Source organism: Gammaproteobacteria bacterium (genome assembly GCA_028817225.1).
Lineage (GTDB): Bacteria > Pseudomonadota > Gammaproteobacteria > Poriferisulfidales > Oxydemutatoraceae > Oxydemutator.
The window spans coordinates 1-15,051 of record JAPPQC010000023.1; the positions used below are offsets into that span (position 1 = coordinate 1).

Annotated in this window: 15 protein-coding genes; 14 read left to right on the plus strand and 1 reads right to left on the minus strand. The window is 59.4% G+C overall.

Going from position 1 to position 15,051, the window contains the following annotated elements:
* The 9 genes from OXU50_02985 to OXU50_03025 form a co-directional block, all read left to right on the plus strand.
* Positions 1-311 (plus strand): clan AA aspartic protease (locus tag OXU50_02985; GenBank protein MDD9868850.1); only part of this gene is annotated, 311 nt, incomplete at its 5' end.
* 45 nt (positions 312-356) lie between these two features.
* Complete coding sequence (locus OXU50_02990; GenBank protein ID MDD9868851.1) at positions 357-4,310, plus strand: DUF3883 domain-containing protein; 3,954 nt, start codon at positions 357-359, stop codon at positions 4,308-4,310.
* A gap of 25 nt (positions 4,311-4,335) precedes the next feature.
* The gene (locus OXU50_02995) at positions 4,336-4,536 is read left to right on the plus strand and encodes a hypothetical protein (protein MDD9868852.1); all 201 of its coding nucleotides are present in this window, start codon (positions 4,336-4,338) and stop codon (positions 4,534-4,536) included.
* A 124-nt stretch (positions 4,537-4,660) separates the two neighbouring features.
* Positions 4,661-4,870, plus strand: a complete 210-nt coding sequence (locus OXU50_03000) for a type II toxin-antitoxin system HicB family antitoxin (GenBank protein MDD9868853.1) — start codon at positions 4,661-4,663, stop codon at positions 4,868-4,870.
* A 16-nt stretch (positions 4,871-4,886) separates the two neighbouring features.
* Entirely contained in the window at positions 4,887-6,743 is a 1,857-nt protein-coding gene (mnmG, locus tag OXU50_03005; GenBank protein ID MDD9868854.1) for a tRNA uridine-5-carboxymethylaminomethyl(34) synthesis enzyme MnmG, read from the plus strand.
* Positions 6,744-6,867: 124 nt separating this feature from the next.
* The gene (locus OXU50_03010) at positions 6,868-7,344 is read left to right on the plus strand and encodes a DUF302 domain-containing protein (GenBank protein ID MDD9868855.1); all 477 of its coding nucleotides are present in this window, start codon (positions 6,868-6,870) and stop codon (positions 7,342-7,344) included.
* A 5-nt stretch (positions 7,345-7,349) separates the two neighbouring features.
* The gene (gene rsmG / locus OXU50_03015; GenBank protein MDD9868856.1) at positions 7,350-7,997 is read left to right on the plus strand and encodes a 16S rRNA (guanine(527)-N(7))-methyltransferase RsmG; all 648 of its coding nucleotides are present in this window, start codon (positions 7,350-7,352) and stop codon (positions 7,995-7,997) included.
* The gene (locus OXU50_03020) at positions 7,994-8,761 is read left to right on the plus strand and encodes a ParA family protein (protein MDD9868857.1); all 768 of its coding nucleotides are present in this window, start codon (positions 7,994-7,996) and stop codon (positions 8,759-8,761) included. The genes rsmG and OXU50_03020 overlap by 4 nt, the downstream gene beginning before the upstream one ends.
* A 226-nt stretch (positions 8,762-8,987) precedes the next feature.
* Positions 8,988-9,932, plus strand: coding sequence for a ParB/RepB/Spo0J family partition protein (locus OXU50_03025; protein MDD9868858.1), 945 nt, complete (start codon positions 8,988-8,990; stop codon positions 9,930-9,932).
* A gap of 70 nt (positions 9,933-10,002) precedes the next feature.
* On the opposite strand, the gene OXU50_03030 is transcribed toward OXU50_03025, so the two are convergent.
* Positions 10,003-10,842 (minus strand): lysophospholipid acyltransferase family protein, encoded by an 840-nt coding sequence (locus tag OXU50_03030; GenBank protein ID MDD9868859.1) that lies wholly within the window; start codon positions 10,840-10,842, stop codon positions 10,003-10,005.
* Between the two features lie 270 nt (positions 10,843-11,112).
* Here OXU50_03030 and OXU50_03035 point away from each other — a divergent pair, with 270 nt between their 5' ends.
* From OXU50_03035 to OXU50_03055, 5 genes are all read left to right on the plus strand, one after another.
* On the plus strand, positions 11,113-11,826 hold the full coding sequence (locus OXU50_03035; protein ID MDD9868860.1) for a hypothetical protein: 714 nt from the start codon (positions 11,113-11,115) through the stop codon (positions 11,824-11,826).
* A 113-nt stretch (positions 11,827-11,939) separates the two neighbouring features.
* The gene (locus OXU50_03040) at positions 11,940-12,758 is read left to right on the plus strand and encodes a hypothetical protein (protein MDD9868861.1); all 819 of its coding nucleotides are present in this window, start codon (positions 11,940-11,942) and stop codon (positions 12,756-12,758) included.
* Between the two features lie 107 nt (positions 12,759-12,865).
* Positions 12,866-14,065, plus strand: a complete 1,200-nt coding sequence (locus tag OXU50_03045; GenBank protein MDD9868862.1) for an ABC transporter substrate-binding protein — start codon at positions 12,866-12,868, stop codon at positions 14,063-14,065.
* 174 nt (positions 14,066-14,239) lie between these two features.
* Positions 14,240-14,419, plus strand: a complete 180-nt coding sequence (locus OXU50_03050; protein ID MDD9868863.1) for a hypothetical protein — start codon at positions 14,240-14,242, stop codon at positions 14,417-14,419.
* A 185-nt stretch (positions 14,420-14,604) separates the two neighbouring features.
* Positions 14,605-15,051, plus strand: a 447-nt coding sequence (locus tag OXU50_03055) for a hypothetical protein (protein MDD9868864.1), incomplete at its 3' end; no start/stop codon positions are given.

Here is a 15,051-nt window from a genome sequence, read left to right on the forward strand (position 1 = left end):
TTGACACCGGGGCGGCCACCCTTTGCATCCCGGAGCATGTCGCCATCCAGTTGAATCTTGAGGTGCTGGAACAGCGCGAGGTTACAACAGCCGATGGAAACAAACACAAATGCAACTATGTCGGCCCGGTGCAAATCCGGTTCGGCAACCGGTCGTGTTTCAGCGGCGCGTTGGTGCTTGGGGACAGTGTGCTGCTCGGCGCGATACCGATGGAAGACATGGACCTGGTTATCCACCCTCTGGACAGGAAAGTGTCGGTCAATCCGGAAAGCCCGAATATTCCGTCGGCGATTGTGAAAAGTCACCGCTAATTTCGTTATTGCCCAAGTACCTTTTTCACACGAATGAATTCCATTGTGTTTACATTTGATGGCGGTGCATTGCTGGTCGCCAACACTGGCGCGAAGTTCACCCGCAAAGGGGTGGTTTCCATCTGCAACATGGATTTGAGCGCCAAAACTGCGGACTCTACCAGTGAACCGGACGATAGAGAGTATGACAAATCAGACAGGAAACTGGTTTGCAGTATTTTAGAAAAGCGCATAAAGGAATATAAAGGAGATATCAACCGTCTTAAGGAAGATGTAAATCGGGAAAAGGGAGTTCGCAAGAGTTACACCGGGCGTTTTGTGTGGGAATTATTGCAAAATGCCGACGATGCCATGGATACCAATCGCTCAAATGCAAATCTTATCGGCGCCAAAGGCATCGGCTTTAAGTCAGTTTTGGAAATCACTGATGAGCCGGAGATTTATTCCGGTGATTTTTGTTTTCACTTTTCACGCGAAAAAAGCCAGGGAAAGTTAGGGGAAAACAAGAAATGGAATGAAGAAATGGGAATCCCTGTTTGCAGACTCCCGCATCCCCAAAAACCAGAGCCAACCGCGAAGAAATTGCATGATGAGGGGCATGTCACCGTTCTTCGCTTGCCGCTGAACAAAGAGAAAAGGGAAACTGTCGAGGATAAATTGGCCGGGTTTTGTCGCCATTCCCTGTTGTTTTGCCAGCATATTGAATCCGTTGATATGCGAACCGACGCTGCGTCCCGGTATATCAAAGTCCACCGAGACGATGAGGGGCGGGTTAAGTTGGTTGAAAATGACCGTAGCACGCACTGGCGTGTCTGGGATGAAAAGAAGGACATTGAAGGGCAAAAACGTCTCAGCATCAGAATGTGCCTGCCTATTGAGGATGGAAAAATCAGTTGTCTCGAAGAGGTTCCGTGGTTGTATGTGTTTTTTCCGACTGCTGAGCAGATTCCCGATGTCTATGCCTTGATTCATGTATCCTGCGAAGTGGATGATAATCGTCAGCACTTGGCGAGCGATCAGCCTCACTCGGATAAGATTTGTGAAATGCTGGCAGGTATGACCAAAAAGATACTATCCGAGATACCGCCGGATGTGGCACTTCGTGCTTTCGGGCATGTGCAGGTTGCAGAGGATGCGGGGAACAGAATGGCGATGCAGCTGGGAAAAGCCATTGCCACAACAGTTCAAGAAACCGCGTTTATTCCGCTCATCGGCGGTGGCATGGCGAAACCCGGTGATGTGCGGTTGTGGAAACATGGCTTGGGAAATGCCATTGACCCCAGCAAAGCAAAAAACCAAAACCTGTGCCACCCGGATATCAACGATGATAAAAAAAGCGCTGAAATTCTTTCCCGTCTAGGTGCGAAACGCGCATCTCGCCCGGAACTTGCGCGGCTTTTACGCTTTTGCCGAAACAGCGATGGGAAGGATTGCCTGATGGCATGGAATGTGGCTCAAACGCTGATGAGTGAAATCAAGCCGGAGGAAAAAGAGGAAAAAGCGGAATGTGCGGAGGAACTTCGCAAAGCACCGTTTTGGTTGTCCGGCAATGGGGAAGTAAAAGCGCGTTCAATTGATGGTGCGATTCCACTGGTTGCCACCAAGCCGAAAAATTTGCCGCACTGGCTCCCTGTTGATGTCATTGACAAGAGATTCAGGGAGCTTGTCCAAGATGAAATTAAGCGACACAAAGAGGGAGGTGAAAGTTGGGAGAACACGCTTTCCGGTTCGTTGCAACCCCCGGAGAATAAACAGGGGTACTTCGACCAGATTCTGTTGCCATACTGCGAAAAACTAACACCAGAAGAATGGCAGAAAAACGGGTGGAAGGTTCTTGAGATGGCTTTCAAATGGGGTGAGAAAGATGGCAGTGGTGAGCCGTTCATTATTGACTCCAGCGACATCGGAAAGCAACAAGAGCGGGCCGAAATTTTCCATCTGCCGGTTGGCGAAGGCGCTCAAAAATGGGTGCCTGCGTTGCAGTGCTATGCGGGCGCAGCATGGAATGGACCGAAAATCTTTGACAAGTATTTCTCGGAAGTTGAGAATCGTTATGTACTGTCGCCAGCTGATGATTGGGAAATTAGCGCCGCAAATGCCAATAAAGATCAATGGAATAAACTACTTTCATGGCTTGGTTGTTCATGGATTTTGAAAATCAAAATGGAAAGCGGCCTGTACCCCAAACGCGATGATGTTAACCACACTCGGGGACGATCGTTCAGTGATTTTTGTTTTGAACATTTTGATGAAATGTTTGCGACCCCAAATAATGAGAAGGTATTGGATTATGTACCACTGCTAAACATGGTTCCTGAAATGTATAAAATTGCTTGCAAAGAAAAAGCGCGTTACTTCCATTATTCAGATACATTTGTTGAGAGCTATGCACTACAACAGTTAAAGATAAAAGAGTGGGTGCCTTGCAAGCAATCGCTGTTTTACCCCAACAAACGCCTGTTCAAACCTGAAGCCATCTATTTGCCTGATTGTGGCCTAGATGGATTTCTCCCGGAAGTGAGGAAGTCGGATTTGGATTGTGCAAAGTGGGCCAATATTCAAGAGACGCTTAAGAAACTGGGCGCGAATGACAGCATTTCCAAGGACCCAGAGCAACTGACCCAGTACATGGACAAACTGAGCAAGTTATCCGGAAAAAACGGAAAGGGCAGGGACACAATTGCGCGCGCTGCAAAAGCAATTTTTTCGGCTTATGGGGAAATTGAACCGCCTCCCGAGTTACGGGATGGTGTGATGGTCCCCTGCCTTCGCCATACTCGAGAAGGTGAGATGATTTATTTCAAGAAAGCCGATAGTGCTTGCTGGGCAGACAAATCATATTTTGGCGAGGCAGAGGTACGCAGAGAAATCCTGAAGGCGGATAAATTGCACGTGTTCTTTCGTTTTTTACAAGATGGGGAATCGTTCGGTTTGAAAAAATTGTCAGATTTTTTACAGATGCAACCGCGCCACACACATGAACATGAGCAGCCGCAGCTCTCTGAGAAACTGCATCAGAAGTATCAGGAGCGGCGCGTTGGCATGGCGAAGGCGACCAACCAAAAGTTGTCGAAAAAATTAAAGATAACTGCTTATAGGAGCATCCCTTTAAAGGCAACGAAACACGCAGAAATCACGATCCAAGCAATAAAATTCTGGAAACAGAATGAGCACAAAGTTGATATTAATGCTGGGGCTGATATGTGGCAAGGGCTGGCAGCAGCACTCGGAGAACTCACGAATGGGAGCCAATACAAACCAGACTTTGAGCTTTTGCTCAAGGAAGAAACACGGGAGTCTTTTCTGGATCGTTTGCGGGACGATTACGGATTGACCGAGGAATCGATTGAAGAAGTCGAAGAGTCCATCGAGAATAACAATGCAGGTGAGGCGGAGGAAACGCAAGAAGAATATTCCGATGACTCAACCAGTACGGGAAACCAAACTCAGACAGCAACAACCAAAACCACCAGTTCCAAAAAAAATGTTGGCGGGAATCATCAACAACCCGAGGTGCCAAAAATAGAAGTGGAGTCCAATCCTGATTGGTCCACGGAAATAATCACACCGCCCGGAAGCGGTGTTGGAAATGATGTTGATGTGCATGCAGTAAAAGGCTCTGACGGGAAACGTGGCGAAGAAGCCTTGCTGAATTGGTTGAAAAGTGTATTCAAAGACAGTGATGTAATCAACAAGAACGAGCAATGCCGGAATCATCCCGGCTATGACATTCTTGTTACAAAAAAGAACGGGAAAGAATATTATTACGAATGCAAGTCGTTTGTCTCGGCCACTCCACCGTGTCAGGTATCCTTGACAAAGGCACAATTCGATAAGGCAAAATGTACCCGACATCGCTATCGGCTTTGTGTTATTTACAATCTAAAGGAAAACCCTGTAAAAATGCTGGAAATATGCGACCCTGCCGCACTCGAAAACAAACCCATTACCACTGAATACAAAATCGATTTGACAAGCTGGAAAAGCGATACCGAATAGAGCAGATTCAATTTACAATAACGACATGACAAAAGTAGAAGCCATCAAAAACGCCATCAGGCAACTTTCCGCGCCCGAACTGGAACAACTTCGGGAGTGGTTCGTTCAGTACGACGCCGATGCATGGGACAAACAAATCCAGGAAGACGCCGCAGCAGGGCGGCTGGACGCGCTTGCGGAAGAAGCGCTAAATGAATACAAGGCAACCCGGGCAAAACCACTGTAAAGCCCCTTACACCACCCCGCTCCCGCCGATGTAAAATACCCCCATGCACTACGCCTCCACATACGATGTCATCATCGGCGGCGGGCGCCAAACCCAACCACCAACAGAAAAAGAGGCTGGTTTCATGAAAAAAGAATTTACCCTGGACTACTGGATGGACGATGGCTGGTATGTCGGCAGGCTCCGTGAAGCCCCCGATGTTTTCAGCCAGGGAAAAACATTCGAGGAATTGCAACTCAACATCAAGGATGCGTTTGATTTGATGAGACAAGAATCTCCGGCAATGCCCGTTGAAAACTTCAGTTCCGCCGAACTCTCAATAGAGGTGTCTTGACCTGTAAAATACCCCCATGCACTACACCTCCACATTTGATGTCATCATCATCGGCGGCGGGCACGCCGGCACCGAGGCCGCGCTGGCGGCGGCGCGTAGCGGCGCCGAAACGCTGCTGCTGACGCACAACATTGAAACCATCGGGCAGATGAGTTGCAATCCGGCGATTGGCGGGTTGGGGAAAAGTCATCTGGTGCGCGAGATTGACGCGCTCGGCGGCGTCATGGCGCTGGCCGCCGACAGCGCCGGCATTCAGTTTCGCGTGCTGAACTCGCGCAAGGGGCCGGCGGTGCGGGCGACGCGCGCGCAGGCCGACCGCCAACTCTACCGCATGGCCGTGCGCCGCGCGGTCGAACAACAGCCGCGCCTGCACATCTTCCAGCAGGCCGCCGCCGACCTCGTCATTGAAAACGCATGCGTGCGCGGCGTCATCACGCAAACGGGGCTTGCGTTCGGCGCGCGCGCCGTCGTGCTCACCACCGGCACCTTCCTCGGCGGCCTGATTCACATCGGCGACAGCCGCCACCAGGGCGGGCGCGCCGGCGACCCGCCGTCCAACGCGCTGGCCGCGAAACTGCGCGAGATGCCGTTCACCGTCGGGCGCCTCAAAACCGGCACGCCGCCGCGCATCGCCGGCAACACCGCGGACTTTACAAAAATGGAACGCCAGCCGGGCGACGAACCGCGCCCGGTGTTCTCGTTCATCGGCGATCGCAGCCGCCACCCCGAACAGCGCGCCTGCCACATCACGCGCACCAACGAACGCACGCACGACATCATCCGCGCCGCGCTGCACCGCTCGCCGGCGTTCAACGGCGCCATTGAGTCCGCCGGCCCGCGCTACTGCCCGTCCATCGAGGACAAGGTCGTGCGCTTCGCCGACAAAACACAACACCAGATTTTCATTGAGCCCGAAGGGCTGCAAACCGCCGAACTCTACCCCAACGGCATCTCCACCAGTCTGCCGTTTGAAACGCAACTCGAGATGGTGCGCTCCATCCGCGGCCTTGAAAACGCGCACATCACGCGCCCGGGCTACGCCATTGAATACGACTACTTCGAGCCGCGCGGCCTGCACCCGTGGCTTGAAACGCGCCCGCTGAAACGGTTGTTCTTCGCCGGGCAAATCAACGGCACAACCGGCTACGAGGAAGCCGCCGCGCAGGGCCTCATCGCCGGCCTGAACGCGGCGCGCCGCGCACGCGGCCAGGAACCGTGGCACCCGACCCGCGAACAAGCCTACATCGGCGTGCTGATAGACGACCTCATCACACGCGGCGCCAGCGAACCATACCGAATGTTCACCAGCCGCGCCGAATACCGCCTGCTGCTGCGCCAGGACAACGCCGACCTGCGCCTGACGCCGGCGGGCCGCGACCTCGGCCTTGTGGACGACACGCGCTGGCGACTGTTCACGCGCAAACGCGACGCGCTGGAACGCGAACAACAACGCCTGCGCGAAACACTCGTGCCGCCGCAGTCCGCGCCCGAAGGCGCCGAATGGAGCCGCCCGACGCGCGCCGACGAACTGCTGCGCCGCCCGGAACTGGACTACGCCGCCATCGTCCGCGCCGCCGGCATCAACGACCCCGTCACCGACGAACAAGTCGTTGAGCAAATTGATATACAGGCCAAATACGCCGGCTACCTCGACCGCCAGCGCGACGAAATCGCGCGCATGGAACGCTTTCGCGGCCAGGCCATTCCCGACGACTTTGATTACGACCGCGTCAGGGGCCTGTCCACCGAACTGCGCGGCAAACTGCTGCAATTCCGCCCGCGCACGCTCGGCCAGGCCGGGCGCATCCAGGGCATGACGCCGGCGGCGCTGTCGGCCCTGCAGATTTACCTGAAAGGCCATGCGGCGGGCTGAAACGCGGCGCCGCGCCGCGCGGCTGGCCACCCTCGCACTGTGCTGCGGCGCCGCAGTGCACGCAGCGGCGGCGAATACAGCAAACGCGCCAAACACGCCGAACACAGCGGCGACGGCGGCGGCAGTGAACACGCCGAACGCGCAAAACGCGGCGGCGGCAAACACCGCAAACACCGCAAACACAACAAACACAACAGAAGCGCCGGTCTCCGACGGCATGCACCATGTCAAAAGCCGCCACAACATTGCCGACACCGTCGAGCGCGCAAAGCGCATGCTGGAACACCAGGGCCTGCGCGTGTTCGGCGTCATTGACCACGCCGACAACGCCCGAAAAGCCAACCTTGAACTGCCGCCGACCCAACTGCTGGTGTTCGGCAATCCCGCAGCCGGCACGCCGCTGATGCGCGCCAACCGCCTGATCGGGATGGACCTGCCGCTCAAACTGCTGGTGTGGGAAGACGCCGCCGGCGTCGTCTGGATCAGTTACAACAACGCCGCTTTCCTGCAAAAGCGCCACCACCTGGACGGCGAGAAACCGGCGTTCAGCAACATGGCGCGGCTGCTGAAAGACCTGGGCCGCGCGGCGGCGACGCGCTGAAAGCAGTGGACGCGGTGGACGCGGCGGCGTCATTGCGCCGGGGCCTGGCCGAACTCGGCCTGCAAACCGGCAACGCGCAGATAGATACGCTGCTGGCGTGGCTGCGCCTGCTGCAACAATGGAACCGCATCCACAACCTCACCGCCGTCACAAAACTGCCCGACATGATTCCCCGCCTGGTGCTGAACAGCGCCGCGGCGGCGCCGCACCTGCGCGGGCGCGACATCCTCGATGTCGGCAGCGGCGCCGGCGTCCCCGGCATCGTGCTCGCGGTGCTGGCGCCCGAACGCCGTTACACGCTGCTCGACGGCAACGGCAAGAAAACCCGCTTTCTGGAACACTGCCGCATCCGCCTGGCGCTCGACAATGTCACCGTCGTGCGCCACCGCGCCGAGACCTGGGCGCCGGACGCCGGTTTCGACACCATCATCAGCCGGGCCTTCGCCGCGCTGGCCACCTTCACCGCCGCCACCCGCCACCTGGGGCGCCCCGGCGCGCTGTGGCTGGCGCTGAAAGGCCGCGTGCCGGCGGCGGAATTTCGGGAGATTGAACACAATCGGGCAAAATACGATATAAAGTGCAATTCAAGACCGCTGAAAATCCCCGGCGCCGGAAGCCCGGCGACGCTGGTCAGCATTGAAATCCGGCCATGACAAGAACCTACGCAATCGCCAACCAGAAAGGCGGAGTCGGCAAGACCACAACCAGCGTCAACCTCGCCGCGTCGCTGGCCGCCGCCGGGCGGCGCGTGCTGCTGGTGGACCTCGACCCGCAGGGCAACGCCACAACCGCGAGCGGCGTGGACAAAAACCGCCTGGAACATTCCAGCGCCGATGTGCTGGCGGGCGAGCCGCCGCGCCTGTGCGTCGTCCACGCCGAAATCGCCGGTTACGACCTGCTCGGCGCCAACGGCGCGCTGACCGTCAGCGAAGTGAAACTGATGAGCGAAGCAAACCGCGAATTCCGCCTGCGCGACGCGCTGGCCGGGGTGAAGGACGACTACGACTACCTGCTGATAGACTGCCCGCCGACGCTGAACACGCTGACGGTCAACGCGCTGGTCGCCGCGCGCGGCGTCATCATCCCGATTCAGTGCGAGTATTTCGCGCTGGAGGGGCTGTCGTCGCTGCTGCAAACGGTCGAGCGGGTGCGCGAATCGGCGAATCCGGGGCTGCGCGTCGAGGGCGTCCTCCGCACCATGTTCGACCCGCGCAACAACCTCGCGCGCGATGTGTCGCGGCAACTGGTGCGCCACTTCGAGAAGGAACTCTACGAGGCGGTCATCCCGCGCAATGTAACGCTGGCGGAGGCGCCGAGCCACGGCATGCCGATACTGCAATACGACAAACACTCGCGCGGCTCGCGCGCCTACCTGGAACTGGCCGGCGAGTTGCTGACGCGCGAAGGCGCGGGCTGAGACGATGGCCGCGAACAAAAAATCCGGCGCGGGCAAAGGCGCGGGCAAAACGACGAACAAAGGCAAAGCCATGGGCAAAGACACCGACAAAGGCGCAGGCAAAGACACGCGCAAAGGCGCGGGCAAAACGACGAACAAAGGCAAAGCCATGGGCAAAGACACCGACAAAGGCGCAGGCAAAGACACGCGCAAAGGCGCGGGCAAAACGACGAACAAAGGCAAAGCCATGGGCAAAGACACCGACAAAGGCGCAGGCAAAGACACGCGCAAAGGCGCGCACAAGGGCAAACGCCGCGGCCTCGGCTCGCTCGGCGTGGATGTGCTGCTGACCTCGTCGCGCGCGGTCGGCGTCGAGGCCGGCGCCGAAGCCGGCGACCCGCAACTGCACCGGATCGCGCTCGACGACATCCGGCCCGGGCGCCACCAGCCGCGCCGGCGGATGGACGACGAGGCGCTGCGCGAACTCGCCGACTCAATCAAAAGCCAGGGCATGATACAGCCGGTGGTCGTGCGCGCCGACGCCGACCGCCCCGGATGCTACGAACTGGTCGCCGGCGAACGGCGCTGGCGCGCGGCGCAACTGGCGGGCCTTGAGCGCGTCCCGGCGCTGGTGCGCTCGCTCAATGAAAACGACGCCGCGGCCATCGCGCTGATCGAGAACATCCAGCGCGAAGACCTGAACCCGCTGGAAGAGGCGTCGGCGATACAGCAACTCATCGTCAAGTTCGACCTGACCCACGAACAGGCGGCGCGCGCCATCGGCCGTTCAAGGCCGACGGTCTCCAACCTGCTGCGGCTGCTCAACCTGAACCCCGAGGTGCGCGACTGGCTTGAACAGCGGCGCTTCGAGATGGGGCACGCGCGCACGCTGCTGCAACTCGACAAAAAGCACCAGGCCGACGCCGCGCGCATGGTCATCGAGCGCAACATGACGGTGCGCGACGCCGAACATTATGTCGAGACGCTGCTGAGGAAAGACGCCGGCGTCGCCGCCAGAAAACGCCCGCGCAAGAGAACGCCGCCGGAAATCGCGTCGCTTGAACGCGAACTGTCCGAACGCCTCGGCGCGGCGGTCAGCGTGCACTACAACACCCGCTCCGGCAAGGGCAAACTGCTGATTCACTACGCCAGCCTCGACGAACTGGACAGCATCCTCGAAAAAATCCGCTGACGCCCGAACGCCGTCGGGCGGGCGTGTTTCCATTCAGCAAAAGCGCGGGGCCATGCGATTTGCAGCGCGCTCAAACACCGTCCGGCGGTGCGTGTTTCCAGCGCCGGTGCGACCACAGCCAACCTTGCGGGCGGCGCTGAATGCAGCGCTCGACGGCGGCGGCGTAGGCGCGAATGAATTCATCCTCTTTTCCCTTGCGGGCGACGCCGAGGCGCTCGAAACGCGCGCGGTAAAAGCCGCGCCCGCAGCGCTCGGCGGCGACGAAAAAGACCGGCGTCCGGAACATCGCCGCCAGCCGCGCGACTTCGGAACTGAACGCGGTGGGCCGGCCAAACAACGGCGTCCAGCAGGCGTTGCGCGCGCCCTTCGGCTCCTGGTCGGCGATGACGGCGAACAGGCAGCGCCGGTGGCGCTGGCGGACGACTTCCCTGCCGACTTCGCGGTGGCGCACCGGAACCGCGCCGAAACGCGCGCGCACGCCGTGGATGAACGCGCCGGCGCCGAGACGCTGCGGCTTGTGCACCGCGAACATCGGCCAGCCGAGCGACAACATGCAACTCTGCAACAGCCATTCCCAGTTGCCGAAATGCGCCGACAGCAGCAGCACCGGGCGGTCGCCGCCGGCCTCGTCGAGAATCTCGGGGTTGTCCAGCCGCACGCGCCGCCGCACATCCTGCGCGCCGAGCGCCGCGAGTTTGACGGTCTCGGCGGCGACATCGGCCAACTCGCGGTAGAAACGCGCCGACAATTGCCGTATCCGCGCCGCCGGAACATCGGGAAACGCGCGCCGCAAATTGTCGCGCACAACGGCGCGGCGGTAGCGGAACACAACGCGCAGCAGCCAGAAAAACATCCGGCTCAACACATAAAGAACGCCCAACGGCAGACGGGAAAGAAGGCGGTAAAACATCGTTCGGTGCGCGGCGCGGCGCAGTGCGGACAGTGCGGCAAGCGGCGCAACCGACAGTATAATGTGCTCCGCCGGATTATGCGCGCCGCCGAATCATGCGCGCCGCCAAAAACAACTCGTCGGCGCACCCGCGGCTGAAGGCGAATGCGCGCCGCCGGACAATGCGCGTTGCCAACAGTCCGTGAACTTGCATTGTCCGCCGGCACAGGCAAAATGGCGGCCTTGCGCGAAAAACAACGGGGAAAAGCAATGAATTCACGATGGAAAGAGATGGCTCGCGGAATCATGGCCGGGCCTGCCCGCGCCGCCGCAGTCCTCGCGCTCCTGCTGTCGGCCCCGGCGCCCGCCGCCGCGCAGACAACGCTCGACCTGCAATGGCAAACAAGGTATATCAGCGAGGCGCGCGACTACATCGGCAACGGCGGCTTCTTCGGCCTTAAACTGGCGCACCGATTCGACTCCGGCGCGTTCGTCGGCTGGTGGCACCTCTATGGCGACCAGACCCACTACATCAAGCACAATATATTCGCCGGCTACGGCCAGACCCGGGGCGACTTCTACATCGAGTTCTCCTGGCACAGGCTCAACTTCTGGGAGCGCGAAGGCCCCGCCAACGGCTCCAATGACTTCTATCTGTATTCTTCATGGCACGGCCTCGACTGGCTGACGCCGGTGCTGCATGCCTACTACAACACCCGCTTCAACGGCACCCACATCCAGTTGAATGTCGAAAGCCCGGCCTTGTTCAAGACCGCTTACATGTCGGTGACGCCCTATATCGGCGTCGCCGTGGACGAGAATTACTCCACAACCGACCACGACGGCCTGAACCACATCGAGGCCGGCATCAAGGGCGTCATCCCGCTGTCGGACAAAACCCGCCTCAAGTTCTTCTTCACGCACACCGACGCGCGCGCCGATGTCAAAAAGGAGGGCTTGGGCGACAAAAACTGGGCCGGCGTCCATCTGTCGTTCACGCTTTGAGTGGTTGGCGCCACCGGAGTACAATGCCGCATTGCCAACAGTCCGTGAACTTGTGCCAACTGCCGGAACAACCCAAACTGGCGGCATCTCTCACGGAACGAAGAGAAAAGACGATGAATTCACGGCAAAGAGCGGGGGAGGGGTACTTCCGCCTGCTGCCTCCTGACAGGCTGGTTTCCGGCATGACAGCCCTCGCGCTTGTGCTGTCGGCTGCGGCGACCGCCGCCGCCGATTCCGGCACGGCTCTCCCGCCCGGCATTTCGGCCACCATCGAGACCGGGTGGCATTCAAGGTACATCAACATCGGCGCGCGCGACAACCTCGGCGAGGGCGGCATGTTCACGACCGAACTGAAAGTCAAATCCGACACCGGCGTCTTTGCCGGCGCCTACGCCATCTTCGCCGACAGCAGACGCTACCAGCAAACCAACCTGTACGCGGGCATCAGCCGTCAATGGGGCGACTTCCATTTCGGGGTGTCGTACACCTGGCTGCACTTCTATCCGACCCCGGGACACTCCAACAAGGACGACAACGAACTGAATCTGGCCGTCGCCTGGGAGGGGCTGGAATGGGCGACCCTGTCCGCGGATTACCTGACTTCCACCGACGCCGAAAAGGCCGAGGGCGGCGGCGGCGGCAGCATGCTGACGCTGGGACTGTACAGCGCAAACGCCTTCCGTGCCGGCCCGGTCGCGCTGTCCCCGTTTGCCGCCGTCGCCCTCGACTACGGCTTCTCGACGCCGGAACACGACGGCATGAACAATGTGAAACTCGGGCTGAAGGGCGCCATGCCGCTGTCGGAAGACATTGAACTCAACTTCTATGCCGCCCAGTCTTTCCGCGGCGAGGACATCAGGAAACACCGCCGCACAAGGCGCGGCATCGGCGACGAGACCTGGGGCGGCATCAGCCTCGTCTTCGGTTTGTGACGGCGGCGGAGGAATGGACAAGATGACGCCGGCAAACGCGGCTCGCGAAAACGGCGCTCCCGGACACCGGGGCGCTTCCCACTTCAACATCCGACAGGTGACATGCAATGAAACAAATCCTTAAAACCGCGCAGGCGGCGGCGCTCGCAGTGTGCGTCGCGGCGGCGGCGCACGCGCCCGCGCAGGCGGCGGCCAAAACGCTGAAAATCGGTTTCCTCGGCGTCATGAGCGGGCCGTCGGCCTCGTGGGGGCTGGTGAACCGCTACTGCATCGAGGTCGCGGCGAAAGAAATCAACCGGCGCGGCGGCTGGCAAATCGGCGGCGACAAATACATGATTGAAGTCGTCTCCATTGACGACCGCAAAGACCCGAAAATTTCCGTCACCAGCGCCGAGCGCCTGGTGTATGAAGAGGGCGTCAAATACATCATCGGCCCCAACACCGCCGCCACCGCGGCGGCCATCGTGCCGGTGATCAACAAGGCCGGCGCCGTCAACATCGCCTATGCCCTCAGCAAGGAGTTGTACTCGCTGCCCAACGGCAATTCCATTCTCGGCATGATCGCGCCCTACCAGTCGGGGCCGGTGATTTACCGGCACCTGCGCGACAACAACGGCGTGAAGACCGTCAGTTTTGTCGCCAGCAACGAGCCCGACCCGCTGACCCAGCGCGACGACGGCCTCGCCGCCGCGCGCGACCTGGGGCTGCGGGTGCTGGACGCCGACGCCACCTACGAAGCCGGCACCACCGACTTCTTCCCGGTGATGTCGCGGGTGGTGGCGAAGCGGCCCGACCTCATCGTGCTCTCCGGCGCCGCGCCGGCCAACGCGCCGCTGCTGATCAAGGCCGCGCGCCAGCAGGGCTACAAGGGCCTGCTCAGCACCGAGACCGCGCAAGACGCCGGTGTGCTGAAAGAGGGCGCCGGCGCGCTGGCCAACGGCTTTATCTCGGTCGGCGGCGCCAGCAACGAGCAGATTCGCAGCCGCGAGATGGAGGAATTCATCGAGCGCTACAAAGAGCATGTCGGCGAGTGGAACGACGAAGCCGGCACCAAGGTCTATGCGCTGGAGATGATTCTGCAAACCCTCGCCGCCGCCGGCCCGCAGGCGATTGATGATGTGGAGGTGTTCAAGCGCGCCATCCCCGAACTGCGCTACAAGAATCCGTTTCTGAAGGAGGCCCAGGACCTGACTTTCGTCGGCAGTTCGTTCTTCGGACAGAAACGCCAGATTGGCGTGCCGATGGTGGTCAATGTCTATCAGGACGGCGGTTTCGAGACGCTGTTTGTCGGCTCGGTGCCTGAATAGACCGGGTTTCGGCGGCGCGCGGCGGCGCTTTCTTTCAGCGACATCACCGGCGGCGCCAAGGGCGTAATCAACATTCCGCTGCCCGGCGAACTGTCGGTTTTCGGCTTCACGCTGTACTGCTTCCTCGACGGGCTTGGCGGCGCAACCGGTTCGGCCTGCGTGCGGAGAAAGACGATGGCGCTGCTTGAAGTCAGCGGGCTCAGCAAGCGCTTTGGCGGGCTGGGCGCGGGACAAAATTCGAATCAAGTGCTTCTTCTTGTACGCCGTTCGTCGGAAGAGATTGATTGCCGCTTCATACACTTGGCTGTTTTTTGGCCGGAAAGCGCGGTTTCTGGCCGTGCCAAAGCGCTGTGATGTGCTTACAATGCATCGGATGAACGATGGCGCATTGACAAATTGTTCGCATCCGGCGACGCGGCGGCTGGGCCGCCCAACGGTCATTCGTCGGCCAAATGCTACCGTTCGTCGGCTGGCGTGCGCCAAGCCTTGCATTATCCCTCAAATTGGGTTTCCGATAAATCTTTCTTGAGGAATATGAAATGAAAAAACAATACCAGAGAAAACCACTGCCCGGCCACCACCGGGAAATGGGAGTCCGCGATTCGGCGGCGGAGGCGGTGCAAACGGCGAGAGCAGCGAAGCCTGCAAAAGCGGTGAAGGCCGCGAAGCCTGCGGGAACGGCAAATCCGGCGGAGGCCGGAAAAGCCCTGCCGCCGAATCAGCCGCCCGGCGACAACGCGCCGGTTACACGGACCGAGTTCAGGGAAGAAATCCACAAACTTGACAAGAGAGTGGAGGTTGGCTTCGCTGACACGGACAGGAAGATAAGTGACACGAAAGCCGAACTCAACAAGAGCATAAGTGACACGAAAGCCGAGCTCAAGGATGACATTCACAAACTCGACAAGAGAATGGAGGCCGGCTTCTCTGACACGGACAGGAAGATAAGTGACACGAAAGCCGAACTCAACAAGAGCCTAAGTGAA

Excerpts from the sequence above, each read along its gene's own strand:
- OXU50_02995 (MDD9868852.1), top strand. The coding sequence starts at position 4,336 with ATGACAAAAGTAGAAGCCATCAAAAACGCCATCAGGCAACTTTCCGCG.
- OXU50_03000 (MDD9868853.1), top strand. The coding sequence starts at position 4,661 with ATGAAAAAAGAATTTACCCTGGACTACTGGATGGACGATGGCTGGTAT.
- mnmG (MDD9868854.1), top strand. The coding sequence starts at position 4,887 with ATGCACTACACCTCCACATTTGATGTCATCATCATCGGCGGCGGGCAC.
- OXU50_03020 (MDD9868857.1), top strand. The coding sequence starts at position 7,994 with ATGACAAGAACCTACGCAATCGCCAACCAGAAAGGCGGAGTCGGCAAG.
- OXU50_03025 (MDD9868858.1), top strand. The coding sequence starts at position 8,988 with ATGGGCAAAGACACCGACAAAGGCGCAGGCAAAGACACGCGCAAAGGC.
- OXU50_03030 (MDD9868859.1), bottom strand. The coding sequence starts at position 10,842 with ATGTTTTACCGCCTTCTTTCCCGTCTGCCGTTGGGCGTTCTTTATGTG.
- OXU50_03035 (MDD9868860.1), top strand. The coding sequence starts at position 11,113 with ATGGCTCGCGGAATCATGGCCGGGCCTGCCCGCGCCGCCGCAGTCCTC.
- OXU50_03040 (MDD9868861.1), top strand. The coding sequence starts at position 11,940 with ATGAATTCACGGCAAAGAGCGGGGGAGGGGTACTTCCGCCTGCTGCCT.
- OXU50_03045 (MDD9868862.1), top strand. The coding sequence starts at position 12,866 with ATGAAACAAATCCTTAAAACCGCGCAGGCGGCGGCGCTCGCAGTGTGC.
- OXU50_03050 (MDD9868863.1), top strand. The coding sequence starts at position 14,240 with ATGGCGCTGCTTGAAGTCAGCGGGCTCAGCAAGCGCTTTGGCGGGCTG.